This window comes from Alcanivorax xiamenensis (genome assembly GCF_009846745.1).
GTDB classification, from domain to species: Bacteria; Pseudomonadota; Gammaproteobacteria; order Pseudomonadales; family Alcanivoracaceae; genus Alloalcanivorax; species Alloalcanivorax xiamenensis.
The window spans coordinates 93417-108023 of sequence record NZ_AQPF01000006.1 but is presented as its reverse complement, the minus strand read 5'-3'; the positions used below and the strand labels follow the sequence as shown (position 1 = coordinate 108023).

Below are 14607 nucleotides of genomic sequence, written 5' to 3'. Positions count from 1 at the left end.
CTTCAATCGGTCTCGTTCAGAGCCAGGCAGTGCAATAACGCCTGCGCCACGTATTTCTTCACCATGCTTACCGAGACGCCGAGCCGTTCGGCGATCTCCGCATGGGACAGCCCGTCCAGCCGGCTCATTATAAAGGCCTGACGGGGCTTCTCCGGCAAGCTCTCCAACCAGCCCGCCACTTCCGTGAGCAGCTCCACCACCGTCGCCAGTTCCTCGGACGACGGTGCCGCGGCGCAATCCCCATACAGCGCCATCCAGGTTTCCAGGTACGCCTGCTCCACCTTTTTGCGCCGGGCGTCGTCGATGATCAGACGGCCGGCGATGGTGGTAAGAAAGGCCCGAGGCTCACGCACCCCCTGCAGATCCGAGGAGGAGGTCAGCACTCTTACGAAGGTGTCATGGGCCATGTCCGCCGCGCGCTGTGAACAGCCCAGCTTCTTTCTCAACCAACCCAGCAGCCAGCCGTGGTGATCGCTGTACAGCACCGCCACCAGATCGCGTTTCAGGTAGCTCGTCGCCCCCATCCGTTCGCCCCTCCCCTGCGGGATTCCGTCGTTGGTACGCTATAGCCAATTCAGAATATGAGAATAATTCTCAATTGCTATAAAGGTCAAGCCGAAGGTCCTTGGTTGTTTGGCGAACGTCTGGGTCAAAGACGGGACACTGCCCCAAAGCAAGGTAACGGCCACGCCCCGGCTGGAGGCCTGGTTTTTCTTTTCAGGGCAGCGCAGCAAGCCGCTTGCTCGCCGATTCGCCGCCAAGCCAGCTTGCCACAACGGGAGCTACGGAGCTGCCGTGGGAAGCTGGCTTGCCAGCGAATGCAGCGCGCAAACACCGAAGCCCCCCATTAGGGTCGTGATGCTTTCACTTCCGGTTGCTCAGCATCCTTTAAAGTGGGCGCGGCGTTTTTCCAGAAAGGCGCTGGCGCCTTCGACGAAGTCCTCGGAGGCGAACGTCTCCGCGGCGGTTTCCCGCTCCACCCGCAAACGCTCCACCAGATCCGCCGGCAACGCGGTGAACAGCCTCTTGATCGTGGCCTGAGCCAACGGCGGTCCGGCGGCGAGACGGCGGGCGTGTTTCAGCGCGGTTTCCAGAGCCCCACCCTGCTCCGCGCGCACGTCAGCAAGACCGATATGAAGGGCCTCTTCCAGTGACACTTCCTCACCGGTGAGCAGAATCCTCCGCGCCCGACCAGCGCCAACGCGAAAAGGCAGTGCCCACCAAAGGGCGCCATCCGGCGCCGCGCCGACACGGATTTGCGCGGCACAAAAGCGGGCCCCCTCCGCGGCCACCATCAAATCACAACAGGCGGCCAGCCCCAGACCGGCACCGAAAGCGGGACCTTCCACCGCTGCTATGTACAGCTTTTCCGACGTCAAGATGCGTTGCAGCAAAGGGCCGCCCGCTTCCAGACGCTGGCGGATTTTTTCCACGTCACGAATACGGCGCAACGCATCCAGATTGCCGCCAGCGGAGAACACACCGCCCGCTCCGGTCAATACCATGACACGCAGGTCATCATCATTTTCAAAGTGCTCCAAGGCCTCCAGCAGCCCTTCACGCACCCCGGGCGCGCCCATGGAGTTTCGCATGGCGTAGGCGTTGATAGTGACCACCGCTACCGCCTCCTGGATTTCCATCAATACCGCTTGTTCCGTCATTGTCTCAGGCCTCCATACGTTCGAGATAAAGCTGCCCGTTATGCGTGGCGTCACCGAGCAGCCGGCTCAATGCGTTCACGCGCAACAGATAACGTCCGATCCCCAGCTCCAGGGTCATGCCGATGCCGCCGTGCATCTGAATCGCCTCCCTGCATACACGGTCACCCACCGGTACCGCCAGCGCCATTGCCGCGAAGGCGTCGGCATGGGCCGGTTCGTGGAGCAGGCTTTGTGCCGCACCGGACACCAGCGAGCGCAGCATTTCCAGATCCGCATGCAGATCGCTGGCACGATGTTGCAAAGCCTGAAAGCGGGCTAGTTTGGTTCCGAACTGTTCGCGTAATCGCAGATAGTCCAGAGTACGTTCCAGGGCGCCTTCGCACGCGCCCAGAGTTTCCGCCGCCGCGGCCAGGGCACCCTGCGCCAGCGCCGCTTCCAGCGCCGCCCGCGCCTCCGCCCCGCGGGCCAGCACCGCTTCTTCCGGTAGCAAAGCGTCATTAAAGGTGAGCGTCGCCAGGCTGCTGCCGTCAAAGGCCGCGTAAGACGCCACCGCCATTCCCTCCGTCTCCGGCGCCAGCAGCACCAGCGCGAGCTCACCATCCAACCGGCAGGAGACGATGAACGCGTCGGCACCAGCGGCATCCATCACCGCTCTTTTTCGGCCATTCAACATATAGCCCGACTGGTATCGCTGCCCCTCTATTGCCGTGTGATGGTGGTCATACCCGGCCCGATCCTCCAATGTGGCCAGTGTCAGAGTTGCCTCGCCGGCGGCCAACTGTCGCAGCCATTGATCCCGCAAGGCACCCCGCGGCGAGAACGTCAACGCGGTGCCGGCCAGAATCAACGACGAGAGAAAAGGCGAGCGCAGTTGGTCCCGGCCAAAGCGACGGCACAACACCGTCAGCTCCACCGGACCCATGCCGCCACCGCCGTGCTCCTCGGGCAACGCGATCCCCAACAGACCCAACTCGGCCAGCTCACGCCACAAGCGCATACGGGCCACGTCGGCGGACAACAGCGCCTGGTCCCGGCGCGGGTCCCATTGTTTGTCCAGCAACCGGGCCACCGTGTCTTCGATGAGTTGCTGCTCTTCGGTCAACATAAACTCCATGGGATACCTCACAGATCAAGCACGTGCTTGGCGATGATATTGCGCTGCACTTCATTGGAGCCGGCGGCGATGGCCGGCCCTCGCAGGTAGTAGCGGGACTCCGCCACATAGCGGGCATCACCGCCATCATTCAACAGGCCCCCGGGCAAGCCGTCATAGGCGGCATCGGCGGCAAGCGCATCGACGCCGGCGATGTCCATGATCGCCTCATCCACTGCCTGATTGATGGCCACGCCCTTGAGATTGAGCGATGAGGCGAAGACCCCGATGCGGCCATCGCGAATCAGCATCTCCAACCCGCGGCGGGTGGCGAATTCCAGAGCCTTCACCTGTACCGCCACCTCGGCGATGCGCGCTTTGAGATCAGCCCTTTGATAAAGCGCTCCCGACGCGTCCCTGTTGGTTTTCGCCAGCACCAGAAGACGGCCCAGTTTGCGCCGTGCCTCGGCGTGGCGGGAGGTGGCCAGCCGCTCGTGTTCCAGCAGCGCTTTCGCCGTGGTCCACCCGGTGTTCTCCTCGCCGATACGTTGCTCCACTGGCACTTTTACATCTTCGAGCAACACCTGATTGAGCAAGTGCGCGCCATAGAAATGATGAATCGGCTCGACACTGACCCCTTCGCTGCGCATATCCAGCAGCAGGAAGGAAATACCTTTCTGCTTCTTGGCTTCGGGATCGGTGCGAACCAGGCAGAACATCCAGTCGGCGTAGTGGGCATAGCTGGTCCAGATCTTGCCGCCGTTGACGTGGTAGTAATCCCCTTCACGAACCGCCCGGGTCCGCAGTGCCGCCAGATCCGACCCGGCGGAAGGTTCCGAATAGCCCTGACACCACCATTGATCCATGTTCAGAGCACCGGGCAGAAAACGCGCCTTCTGCTCCTCGGTACCGTATTCCAACAGGATCGGCCCCAGCATGCGGGTATTGAAAGGCGGTATGGATGGCGCGCCAGCCAGTGCCATTTCCTCCTCAAAGACAAATCGCTTTTGCAGACTCCAGTCGGTACCACCCCATCGCTTCGGCCAATGCACCGCCCCCCAGCCCCGGGCAACCAGCTTGCGTTGCCAGGCAATCGTCTCGTCACGGCTGACGTCCCTGCCCTGCGCCACTTTCAGGCGAATGGACTCCGGCACTTCACTGACCACGAACTCGCGAATCTCCTGTCGGAACCGGATTTCCTCCGATCGGCTCAGATCCGTCATCTTCAAACACTCCTGTTGATGGTTTACTGGTTTCAGGGCCACTGAACTGCTCCCATCTGCCCTGGAGAATTAAAAAATTGCTCCCGGTAATTTTGAACGTCGCTCCGCGATGGCCCGAAGGGTGACCGCCACGGGCAGTGGTCATAAAAAAACGCCGGCCATCGGCCGGCGCGAAAAAGGACACGGAAGGCGGCGTCATCATCGACACTACATTCGACACCACTCCGGCGATGGGGAGAGCATTCGCCCCGGAGAGTCTCGACACCGCCCGGACAACGTGGAGGATGTCCGGAGAACACACCGTATCCAGTGGACAACGGCATTCAGAACTTCAGCTGGGCACCGACCGACAGGGCCCACGGGTCATTACCGGCCAGCGTGCCCACTTTGTCGCCATGGGCATAATCAACGCCACGATAGGCGGCGTTGTCGCCGTTTTGCGTCACCGTGTACATGGCATGCAGCAATACCGAGTCACTAAGGGAATGGAATACACCAACGCTGTACTGGTCGGCTTCATCGTCACCCACTTCCGATTCTTCCGCGTGGTTCCATTGCGCCGCCAGGTTCCAGCGCGGCGCCACCGTATACAGAGCCTGCAAACCATAGGCCTCGCGGTCGAGGGAGGCAAAATTGTCCGGACTGATGTCCTCGTAAATGGCACCAAGGGTGAAAACAGAAAATTTATACTTGGCGAAAACCCGCCAGGCATCCAGGCTGCCGGTAGTGGCGAAATCGGAATAATGAATATAGGCACTGCTCAATTGCAGCCCGCCTCGCTTCCAATCCAGCCAGATACTTGAACTGTCACGATCATTATCGTCAGCACTATTGACTGAACCAGCCTGATCCGCCGCGTACTGCAGAGCGACGTTGACACCGGCCAGACGGAACTTCCAGTTCAAGCTGTTGGAGCCAAACAAATCCAGCCGTCCACCAGCACCTGCCGAGGGCGCGCCAAGAATGGCGTGGGTATCAGCCACCGTGGTATTGAAGTAGCCGAGATACGACACACCCATGTTCTTGAAAGGCGTGTTGATACGTCCCACCAGGAAAGTACCGATAGGTGTACCCAGGCCAAGAAAGCTGTCACGGGTGGTCCAGACGTCATTACCGTCGGTATCATCCATGTCAACCTGCTGTTCGTATTGCCACAGGAACTTAAAATCCTCGCTGTAAGGGACTTCTCCCCGAAAACCTATCATCGTGGTATTACTGGAAACACCGATCCCACCATCGGAAAGCAAGGGCGAGGTGTCCGCCTGCGCATCCGTGACATCGGAGTCCACATAGTCCACCGACATGCGCAGCGCCCCATACAGTTCCATCTTCTTCTTAATCGCCTGTTCCGGGTGAATAACATCTTCCAGAACCTGAATATCCGCGGCCTGGACGGACAGTGGCAGCAAAGCCATCAGCAGACCGGAGCCTGCCGCGGTCAAAAGAGGACGGGTTTTCATTAGCTTCTCCTCGAATCTTTTTTTATCTAATTGATACGGGTCATAACCCGGGGTTATCTCTCGTTCAGTCGTGCCGCCACCGAACGATAGATTTGCGCGGAGACAAAAGACGGAGAGGCCTCCGCCAGTTGCTCCAGAATTTCCGCCTTCAGGGCACGGGCACTGGCTCCGATCCGGTCCTGGCTGCTTTCAGGGGAAAGCAGATCCAGCACATGCAAAGCCAGTTGCGGCTGGCCTTCCTCCCGCTTTCGCCGTGCCACCCCCAATACCTTTTCGGGATCACTGATGGCCTCGCGTAGCGCGGCCGTCACCGCATCCGGCGGCCCCGGATGCAGCTGCGTGGCATTGCGGTCCCACCAGCCGTTCTCCGAACGCCAGATATCGCGCACGATGTACTCCGGCATGCCGTAGCTGGGCTTCATCAACGGATGACCAAAGATCTCTTCCGGGTAGACCATGTCATGCAGAATCTCCGCCTCGGTCATACCGCGATTCATCCGCTTCACCGTTTCCTCACGCAGATAACGCAGGGCCTTGATGGTCAGAGTCATGGCTTCACGAACGGCTTCCCGGCCTTCAATCGGCTTGCCGAATTCAGGAATCAGCATTTCCGGCTCCAGCCCCAACAGCTTTTCCATGGTTTCCGCCCAGCGCACCGGATCACGCAGCGTGCGCAAAGGCGTGCCGATATTGGGAATGGATTTGATGAAGGCCGGGCCGGCATAAAGGATCTTCTCCTCCGGCAACCACAACGCCATGGCGTCATCGGTTTCCGAAGGCGCTTCCAGTATCTCCACCTGACGATCCCCACCCTCGATAACATAGCGTTCACGGAAGGTGACATCCGGATAGGCGAACCATTTTTCCGGCGCGCTTTCCGGGAATTGGGAATTGAACTGCAGCCCGTTGAGATGCGCCTGCAATCCCCATGTCTCCTGGTAGCGGTCATAGCGACGCGGCAGGTTGGCCTGAGCCACTATTTTCGGGCGCGGATGACCGCGCTCGGCGGCGTCCGCCAGCCAGCTGCGGGCACCGTGGTTGTAACCCAAATGGCCGTGGCTGTAGACGATGGCCAGCACCGGTTTATCGGTCAGTTGGCGAATGTGTTCGATCATTGCCCGGGTGATCTTGCCGCCCGGACCGGAGTCAGTGATTACCACGCCGTTGTCGGTTTCCACCACCACACTGTTGCCCTGCCCTCCGAGCAGATGGACACCCGGGGCGATGGTCTTGAGGTCCTTGTTGGCGAGCAGGAATTCGCCAAGGATCGGCGATTCCCGCTTGTTGCTGTTGCCTGTCATGACATAGCTCCTGCTTTGTCACCGGTGGCGGGCACAGGGGCGCCCGTAACGGCCACCGGTGGTGCCGTTGGAAAGAAGGGAAAACGGGTGATTCCGTGTTTACAGACGCTCGACGCGCGGCAGCCTGTAACGGCCTTCCATCAGATCAGCCTTAGGCATATAACCTCGGAAAAACAGGGCGAAGGGCCCCTCGTTGGCGGGCAGCCAGTTTCTCTCGCGATCCGCGCCGGGACTGCGTGCACCGATCCAGAGATCCAGGGATCCGTCCTCGTTGTACTGCAGACCGGGACTGCGATCCCCCACGGCGTAACGGCGCAACGGGGTATCGGCGAAGAAGAACTGCCCGTCGTCCATGGCTTCGTAAAGTGTCAGTGACCAGAACGAATTCAACGGCGGCATGGCGCCAGCGGGGAAATGCAGCCGGTAGTTCTGGTTGCCGTCGAACAGACCTTCTTCGGCATCCCCTTCGGCACGCATATAGATCGCTTCTTCCAACGGCAAGGCACCCAGACCACCCACCGACACCACCGCTCGCAGGGTGTAGTTCTGACCATAATCACCATTGCGCATGCTGGGATAGGTCCAGCCGTCAATGGCGCTGCGGCGCGCACGCTGAATCTGGACCAGCCAGTTCCTGGCCTCCTCCACGCCCCGTTCAATCGCTTCCGCCTGCTCCTGATCGAACGCATCCGCGTCGAACACCTGATCCGGGCCGATATTCAGGGCACGAATCTGTTCCAGAATCAGGCCGTCGGTGACCGGCGGCGGTTCGCGGCGCAACAAGCGATTGGCGGTGGCCAGATACTCACGCCAGCTGGCGGAGCGCTGTACCGGATCACCCGGTGCCACGTCTTCAGGATCCGCCCCTTCATGGACGAACAATCCATCCTGCACGGCGCAGGCCGCCGGCAGGTCGTCGGGGCCGTCCACCAGAATACGCGCCAGTGCCCAGACTCTTGGCGTCGGTGCACGGACCACATTGGTGGCATCCTCCGGCACCGCCTGATGCGGACCAACCACGGTATAAACACCGCCGTTATTCCCCGTGGTACGAGTGCCGAGAATGTCGAAGTTGTTGGTGTACATGTCCATGAAGGCCAGCGAAAAATAGCGCTCGCCAGTGGCCGGCACGGTGATCTTTACCGGCCCTTTTGACAGATCCAGCCAGGCATCGGAGTACAGGGTGTCATTGTTCGGCGTGGTCACCCAGCGGCTGCGGTGCGTCAACAACTTGCGTGCATGATTGAAGACGTTGGCCCCGGCGCCCATGCGCCATTTACGGGTGGTCTCCATGATCACCAGTGGAACCGTGTAAATGTACGCGCGCTTGGCGGCGGACTTCAGTTCAGCGGGAGACACCGAAGCAAATTCATTACTCATGTTAGTTCCTCTTTCTCTTCTTCAAAGGATGCCCCCGGGCACCCGCGCTCAATGCCGGTGCCAAGGTCTTGGGGTAACACCCAGGTCGTTTCGCCGGTGTGCCTTTTCCACCACCCGTCAACGGGCTTCCGGCGGCACCATCGCATCCGGCACATCCAGGCCAATTTCCCGGTAGTACCGCAAGGCCCCGGCCTGCAGTGGCGTGTTCACCTGATTGAGCGCGTTCTCCAGCGTTATGGAATCCATGAACTTGGCGGCGTCGTGGAACGTCTGAAGATTCTCGAAGATGGTTTTGGTGATCTTATATCCCAGTTCGGGGTCCAAATCCTTCTGTGTACCCAGGGTGACCCAGGTACCGACGGTTTTCACCGGACCTTCGTTGGTCTGGTTCTCGCCATAGATACCGGCGGGAATTTCCGCAATGGTCCGGCCGGGCAACGACATCACTTGCTTCATCGGCTCGCTATCGAAGGCCTCCTCGGGAATCCCCAGGAAACGGACCTTTTGCAGCAGCACTACTTGCTCGATGGAGGCCGACGGCAACTGGGTCGGACCGATATACATATCCACCTGACCGTCCTGGAAGGCCTGCTGCCCGGAGTTCCAGTCCAGCTTCGCCATCTCATAATCCTCACCCGCCTTGTAGCCGGTGGCCCCTTCGATGATGGACAAGGCAACCAGGGTCGCGGCCCCACCTGGCGGTCCAATGAAGACACGGCGATCCTTGATGTCCTTGAGCGAACGGATACCCGATTTCTCGTGCACCATGATGTGGTACGGTCCGAGCGGGAAGCTCATGATGGTGCGGATGTTCTTGAACAGCTCCGGCGCGCTGGACATTTTGCTGAACATGCCCGTGCCGGTGCTCATGAAGTGATTGATCGATTGACTGCCAATGTACAGATCCACCTGCCCCTTGGCGGCGTCCAGAGTGGAACGGGTGGACGCCATACTGGACGTCATGTTGATGCGAACCGGCAAGTGCTTTTGCAGCACCGACTGCAGCGTCACCGAAAACACATAAGGGGACGACCCTGGTTGAGCGGTATGCATCCGCAGATTGGCATCAGCATTGGCGTAGCTGGCCAGCGATACGGTTGCCAGGAGCACCAGACCACTCGCCCAGCGGATAAAAGGGTGTTTCAGTTTCATTCCAATCTCCCGATTTGTTGTTTTATCTGGCTATTGCTTGATTCCGGGGCGCCCGATATCAGCGCCCGATGACCAGGGCATCCAATGCCACCACGCCCTGCCCCCCGGCGCGCACGCGCACCGGATTGATGTCCAGACTTTCCAGACTGTCCCCGGCGGCCACGGCGAAGTGCGACACTCTCACCAGCAGATCGGCCAGGGCACCGATGTCCGCCGGTGGCTGCCCGCGGACACCGTCAAGAATCGCTCTGCCGCGCAGCTCGTTGATCATGTCCATGGCCATATCCCGGTTCAGTGGCGCGCTGCGGAAGCTGACGTCCTTGAGCACCTCCACCAATACGCCACCCAATCCCAGCATCACCACTGGGCCAAAGGCAGGATCCCTCTGCACACCGACGATGCATTCAACGCCCTGTTCTTCCATTGGCGAGAGCAGCACGCCATCGAGGCGCGCCTCCGGGCAGGCGCGGCGGGCCGCGGCGAGCACCTCATCACTGGCCTGGCCAACAGCCTCGGCACCACGCAGGTTCAGCCGTACACCGCCAATGTCGGATTTGTGCGGAATGTCGGGGGACGCGATCTTCGCCACCCAGGCGCGAGAGTCTTGCGCCACCCGGGCCCGGGCCTCGGCACCGTCGGCGACCAGATGGGACTCCGGCACCGGCACTCCGAAGTCAGCCAGCAGTTGGAAGCTGTCCGCCTCCGAATAACTGCCAGTGCGCAACGTTACGCTGGCGCCGCGCGACGCCACCGGCACCGCTGGTTTTTGCCGTTGCCGGGCAAACCAGGCCAGGGCGGACAGCGCACGAATGGCACGAGTGGGGTCCTCGAAGGCGAGACAGCGATTACGCTCCAGCAAGGCACGCACCGGCTCCTTGAACACCGATACCGCGCAGAACACGCGATCCGGATAACGCTCACGTACACGGCCGATCTGCTCGGCGATGTGCTCGCCCATGGGCCCCTGACCGGCGGCGGCCAGAAAAGCGGCGACCAGGTGGTAATCACCCTGCTCGAGCATGATGTCGAGGCTGGTCTCGAACAGACCGATGTCGTTGGTGATCTGTCCGGTGATGTCCACCGGATTGCGCGGTGCGGCGAACGGAACCAACTCCCGGATGCGGTCCTGGGCCTGTTGATTAAGCTCCGGCAGCGCCAGTCCTTCATCAGCGGCGGCATCCGCCATCAACACACCAGCACCGCCAGACACAGTAAACACACCGAGGTTTTCTCCGGACGGGATGCCCGCCACGGAAAAGGCATAACCCACATCGAAAAATTCCTCGATGGAATAGGCGCGATACACGCCGTACTGGCGGAATACCGCATCAAAGACCGCGTCCTCGCCGGCCAGCGCGGCGGTATGAGACGCAGCGGCCTGGGCGCCGATATCGGTGCGACCGACTTTGGTCATCACCACCGGCTTGCCGGCGGCGCGGGCGGCGGCCAGAGCGGCTTCCAGCTTGCGGCCATCACGGCAGCCTTCCATGTAACCGAGGATCACATCGGTGTCCGGATCCCGCGCCAGCCAGCTCAGACAATCGGCGAAATCCACGTTGCCTTCGTTGCCCGTGGTGATCCAGTAGCTCAGCCCCAGACCACGCTGCCGCGCCAGCGTAAACGCATAGGCACCATAGGCACCGCTCTGGCTGATCAGGCCAATGCGCCCTTTCGGCGTCACGCCTTGTCCCACCACCGGCGAGAAAGTCGCAAACACTTTTTCGGAAAGGTTCATGAAACCAAGACAGTTGGGCCCGAGAATACGGACACCGGCCGCGCGGGCGCGGGCCATCAGCGCATCCTGTGCCAGACGCCCTTCCTCACTGATCTCCGCGAAACCGGATGAAAACAGCACAATACCCTTGACGTCCGCGGCGATGGCGTCATCCACGGCTTGATCGACCAGCGCGGCCGGCACCGCGACGATAGCCAGGTCCACTTGTCCCGCTACCTCGCCGATGTGGGTGTAGGCTTTGAGCCCCTGCACTTCAGAGGCCTTCGGGTTGATCGGAAAGATTGGCCCTTCGAAGCCTTGGGCAAGCAGGAACGCGATCGGCAGGCCGCCGATTTTCGTCGGCGTGGCGCTGGCACCAATGACCGCCACGGAGCGGGGCCGGAACAGACGATCCAGATCTTCGATAGTGTGTTCTGATACTGCGCTCATTAACGTGCCTCCGGTGGAATCAAGTGATCCGGAAGGTCAACGCCGGCCTCCCGGTAATAACGAACCGCGCCGGCGTGCAACGGGGTTCTCATCTCCGTCAGAGCATTCTCCAGGGTGATCTCTTCCATGAACTTCGCGGCGCCATGGAAAGCAGACAGGTTCTCGAACAAGGTTTTGGTGATCTGGTACACCAGCTCTTCATCCAGATCCTTGCGGGTACCCAGGCCAGCCCAGGAACCGATGGTTCTTACGTCCGTCTCGTTGGTTTGATTTGCACCGTAAATACCGGCGGGGATGGTGGCCCGGGTCCGCCCGGGAAGGGCCATGATTTTCTTCATCTGGTCGGATTCGAACGCGTCATCGGGAATCCCCAGGAAACGGACTTTCTCAAGCAATGCCATCTGCTCCATCGAAGCGGACGGTAGCTGCGTTGGCATTACCAACATGTCCACATGTCCATCCTGGAAAGCCTGCAGACCAGAGTTCCAATCCAGTTTTGCCAGCTCATAGTCCGTGCCGGCCTCATAGCCGGTGGCGCCTTCGACAATGGAGATGGCCACCAGAGTAGCCGCGCCACCCGGCGCGCCGAGAAAGATACGACGCCCTTTGATGTCCTCGAGGGAACGAATGCCGGACTTTTCATGCACCACGATATGATAGGGGCCAGCCGGGAACGTCATGATCTGCCTGACGTTCTGGTACAACTCCGGTGCCGCCTCCATTTTGGCGAACATCCCCGTACCGGTTCGCATGAAATGATTGATGGACGGACTGCTGATAAAAAGGTCGGTCTGGCCCCGTGCCGCATCCAGTGGCGAACGAGGGCCTGTGACACCGGCTGTCATGTTGATCTTCACCGGCAGCTTCTTCTGCAGAACCGACTGCAAGGTCACGGAAAAAACGTAGTATCCCGATCCGGGAGTGGCGGTCTGCATTCGCAGATGAGTTTCTTGCGCCTGCGCGACCTGCCCCAGCGCCAAAGCGACGGTCATCACACAGACCACCCACTTAATCGTTTTCAGTCCAAACATTCCATTCTCCTTTTGGGGCTCGTGCGAGCCTCTTACTGCCAGGCCTCCCGGCCTTTTTTCGTTTTTTATTCCGGCGTTCACTTGTCCGCCGGCGCACAACCAAGCCAACGCGGCCTGTGGTGCGGCATGAAATCAAACAGCAGGATCAGTAGCGCCAGGGCCAGGCCGACCAGCTCCACCGAGGTGCCGCGCGCCATCAGCAGCGCCGCCACCGCCAGCCTCAGAACCCGTGCCAACATGCTCAACCGCTCGCCGCCAAACCCCGCGAATCCCGTGGTCACTGCCCATACCACCAGAGTCAGACGCACCACCCCCCAGGCCAGATCCATTGGATCGAAGCCCTCCACGATCAACAGTAGCGATGGGTTGAACACGAACAGGAAGGGCACCAGAAACCCGACCAGAGTCAGACGCACGGAGAGCATCGCCACTTTCATCGGGTTAGCCTCGGCCAATGGCGCCGCGGCGAAAGCCGCCAACGCCACCGGCGGAGTAATGGCGGACAGCACACCGAAGTAGAGGACAAACAGGTGCACGGAAAGCAACGGCACATCGAAGCTGGTCAGGGCCGGCCCCATGACCAACACAATGATCAGATAGGCGGGCAGGGTCGGCATGCCCATGCCCAGAATCAGACAACCCAACGCGGTTAACACCAGACTCAACAGCAAACTGTGCTCGCCGAGGCCGGCAACGGCTTGCGCGAAACTCAATCCCAGACCGGTCAGATCCATACCGGCAATGACAATACCAATAGCCCCCACCGCGATCATGATGCGCGATCCTGCCACTCCGCCTTTTGCCAGAGCACCGATCAGCGCCCAGGGCCGACGGCGAATTTCAGGATTGAGGAAACCAAAGGCCATTGCCACCAGCGTCGCCCATACCCCGGCCATGGCCGGTGAACGGCCGGTGGCCAGGACCAGGATCACCGTTAACACCGGTGCCACGAACATCAGCGAGCGCAACCAGTCATCTTTGGTCAGCACTGGCAGTTCATGCTCGGGGGTAGGCTTGATGCCAAGCCGCCGAGCCTCGTAGTAGACCGCCGCGAACAGCGCGATCACATAAAAAGCCGCCGGCAATAATGCCGCCACGCAGATCAACAGATAGGGGGTGCCGGTCAGTTGCGCCATCATGAATGCGGCTGCTCCCATCACCGGAGGAATCACCTGCCCCCCGGTGGATGCGGCGGCTTCAACGGCACCGGCGAAAGCGGGGCTGAAGCCGCGCTTCTTGATCATGGGAATAGTGAAGGCACCGGTCCCCGCCACGTTGGCGGTAACACTACCCGACATAGTGCCAAACAGCATGCTGGCGAAGATCGCGGCGTGAGCCGGCCCACCCGGCAGACGGCCGGTGACGCGAATCGACATGCGGACCAGAGCCGGGCCGGCGCCGGTGGCTTCAAGCATGACGCCGAAGATAATGTAGATGAACAACAACTCGATCATCACCGCTACCGGCGTACCGAATACGCCACTGAAGCCGTACCACATGCCCTGCATGATCTGGTCCAGAGAGAACCCAGCATGGCGAACGACGTCGGGCAACAGATCTCCCCACAGGCAATACAGCAATGTCACGCCGGCGAACAGGGACAGTCCGAGGCCAAACTCCCTGCGGGTCAGCTCGATAACCGCCACCACACCAGCCAGCGCGATCAGTTGATCCGTGCGGCTATAGTCGACCAACATGTTTTCCATATCGCCGGCGAAGACGAGGAAGCGGCCGACGGCCAACAGGATGGCGCCGACCAGCACCAGATCGATGAGCCAGAACAGAGCGCGGAATGATGCGGTGCGCGGCGGATTCACCATCACCAGAGGCTTGACCAGTACGGCGACAAGAATACAGGCAGCAAACGTCAATGGACGCTGATAGCTGGGATCAAAGATCCCGAAAAGAGACGTATAAATACTGATGGCGGCCAGCACCACGGCAATCGCCAGGCCAAGCCGGCGGCTTGAATCTGTGAGCACTCTCCCTCTCCCGCGGACATCGAAGTCCGCCTTGGTTTTTTTGTGCACTCATCAGATCATGCCGAATTAATGTCTGTCAATTAGATTACTACAAACTCCCTCACCTCAGTGACAATTTATTCATTGGCATGCCTCATTATCCCCGGCGGAAGTGAACATT

General features: G+C 60.4%; 11 protein-coding genes. All 11 read right to left on the bottom strand.

All coding sequences use genetic code 11. From position 1 onward, the window contains the following. Positions 1–2 precede the first annotated feature (2 nt). The gene (locus tag A6D6_RS06360) at positions 3–524 is read right to left on the bottom strand and encodes a sigma-70 family RNA polymerase sigma factor (protein WP_022994563.1); all 522 of its coding nucleotides are present in this window, start codon (positions 522–524) and stop codon (positions 3–5) included. A 354-nt stretch (positions 525–878) separates the two neighbouring features. Further along, positions 879–1661, bottom strand: a complete 783-nt coding sequence (locus A6D6_RS06355) for an enoyl-CoA hydratase/isomerase family protein (RefSeq protein ID WP_159660245.1) — start codon at positions 1659–1661, stop codon at positions 879–881. Positions 1662–1665: 4 nt separating this feature from the next. Then, a complete protein-coding gene (locus A6D6_RS06350) occupies positions 1666–2775 on the bottom strand; it encodes an acyl-CoA dehydrogenase family protein (RefSeq protein WP_159660244.1) in 1110 nt (369 codons plus the stop codon). An 8-nt stretch (positions 2776–2783) separates the two neighbouring features. Next, positions 2784–3977: an acyl-CoA dehydrogenase family protein gene (locus A6D6_RS06345; protein WP_159660243.1), complete on the bottom strand. Its 1194-nt coding sequence runs from the start codon at positions 3975–3977 to the stop codon at positions 2784–2786. Between the two features lie 323 nt (positions 3978–4300). Then, positions 4301–5437, bottom strand: a complete 1137-nt coding sequence (locus A6D6_RS06340; protein ID WP_133493328.1) for a porin — start codon at positions 5435–5437, stop codon at positions 4301–4303. A gap of 53 nt (positions 5438–5490) precedes the next feature. Then, a complete protein-coding gene (locus A6D6_RS06335; RefSeq protein WP_159660242.1) occupies positions 5491–6738 on the bottom strand; it encodes an alkyl sulfatase dimerization domain-containing protein in 1248 nt (415 codons plus the stop codon). A gap of 99 nt (positions 6739–6837) precedes the next feature. Next, positions 6838–8118: a DUF1254 domain-containing protein gene (locus A6D6_RS06330; RefSeq protein WP_159660241.1), complete on the bottom strand. Its 1281-nt coding sequence runs from the start codon at positions 8116–8118 to the stop codon at positions 6838–6840. Between the two features lie 117 nt (positions 8119–8235). Then, positions 8236–9270: a TAXI family TRAP transporter solute-binding subunit gene (locus tag A6D6_RS06325; protein ID WP_159660240.1), complete on the bottom strand. Its 1035-nt coding sequence runs from the start codon at positions 9268–9270 to the stop codon at positions 8236–8238. Between the two features lie 58 nt (positions 9271–9328). After that, entirely contained in the window at positions 9329–11434 is a 2106-nt protein-coding gene (locus A6D6_RS06320) for an acetate--CoA ligase family protein (protein WP_159660239.1), read from the bottom strand. Beyond that, entirely contained in the window at positions 11434–12465 is a 1032-nt protein-coding gene (locus A6D6_RS06315; RefSeq protein ID WP_159660238.1) for a TAXI family TRAP transporter solute-binding subunit, read from the bottom strand. The genes A6D6_RS06320 and A6D6_RS06315 overlap by 1 nt, the downstream gene beginning before the upstream one ends. A gap of 77 nt (positions 12466–12542) precedes the next feature. Then, positions 12543–14447 carry a TRAP transporter permease gene (locus A6D6_RS06310; protein ID WP_159660237.1) on the bottom strand — a complete coding sequence of 635 codons (1905 nt, stop codon included), beginning with the start codon at positions 14445–14447 and terminating at the stop codon, positions 12543–12545. Between the last annotated feature and the right edge of the window lie 160 nt (positions 14448–14607).

What these genes read in the sequence shown, in the direction of transcription:
- A6D6_RS06360 (WP_022994563.1), bottom strand. Translation starts at nt 524, where the DNA reads ATGGGGGCGACGAGCTACCTGAAACGCGATCTGGTGGCGGTGCTGTAC.
- A6D6_RS06355 (WP_159660245.1), bottom strand. Translation starts at nt 1,661, where the DNA reads ATGACGGAACAAGCGGTATTGATGGAAATCCAGGAGGCGGTAGCGGTG.
- A6D6_RS06350 (WP_159660244.1), bottom strand. Translation starts at nt 2,775, where the DNA reads ATGGAGTTTATGTTGACCGAAGAGCAGCAACTCATCGAAGACACGGTG.
- A6D6_RS06345 (WP_159660243.1), bottom strand. Translation starts at nt 3,977, where the DNA reads ATGACGGATCTGAGCCGATCGGAGGAAATCCGGTTCCGACAGGAGATT.
- A6D6_RS06340 (WP_133493328.1), bottom strand. Translation starts at nt 5,437, where the DNA reads ATGAAAACCCGTCCTCTTTTGACCGCGGCAGGCTCCGGTCTGCTGATG.
- A6D6_RS06335 (WP_159660242.1), bottom strand. Translation starts at nt 6,738, where the DNA reads ATGACAGGCAACAGCAACAAGCGGGAATCGCCGATCCTTGGCGAATTC.
- A6D6_RS06330 (WP_159660241.1), bottom strand. Translation starts at nt 8,118, where the DNA reads ATGAGTAATGAATTTGCTTCGGTGTCTCCCGCTGAACTGAAGTCCGCC.
- A6D6_RS06325 (WP_159660240.1), bottom strand. Translation starts at nt 9,270, where the DNA reads ATGAAACTGAAACACCCTTTTATCCGCTGGGCGAGTGGTCTGGTGCTC.
- A6D6_RS06320 (WP_159660239.1), bottom strand. Translation starts at nt 11,434, where the DNA reads ATGAGCGCAGTATCAGAACACACTATCGAAGATCTGGATCGTCTGTTC.
- A6D6_RS06315 (WP_159660238.1), bottom strand. Translation starts at nt 12,465, where the DNA reads ATGTTTGGACTGAAAACGATTAAGTGGGTGGTCTGTGTGATGACCGTC.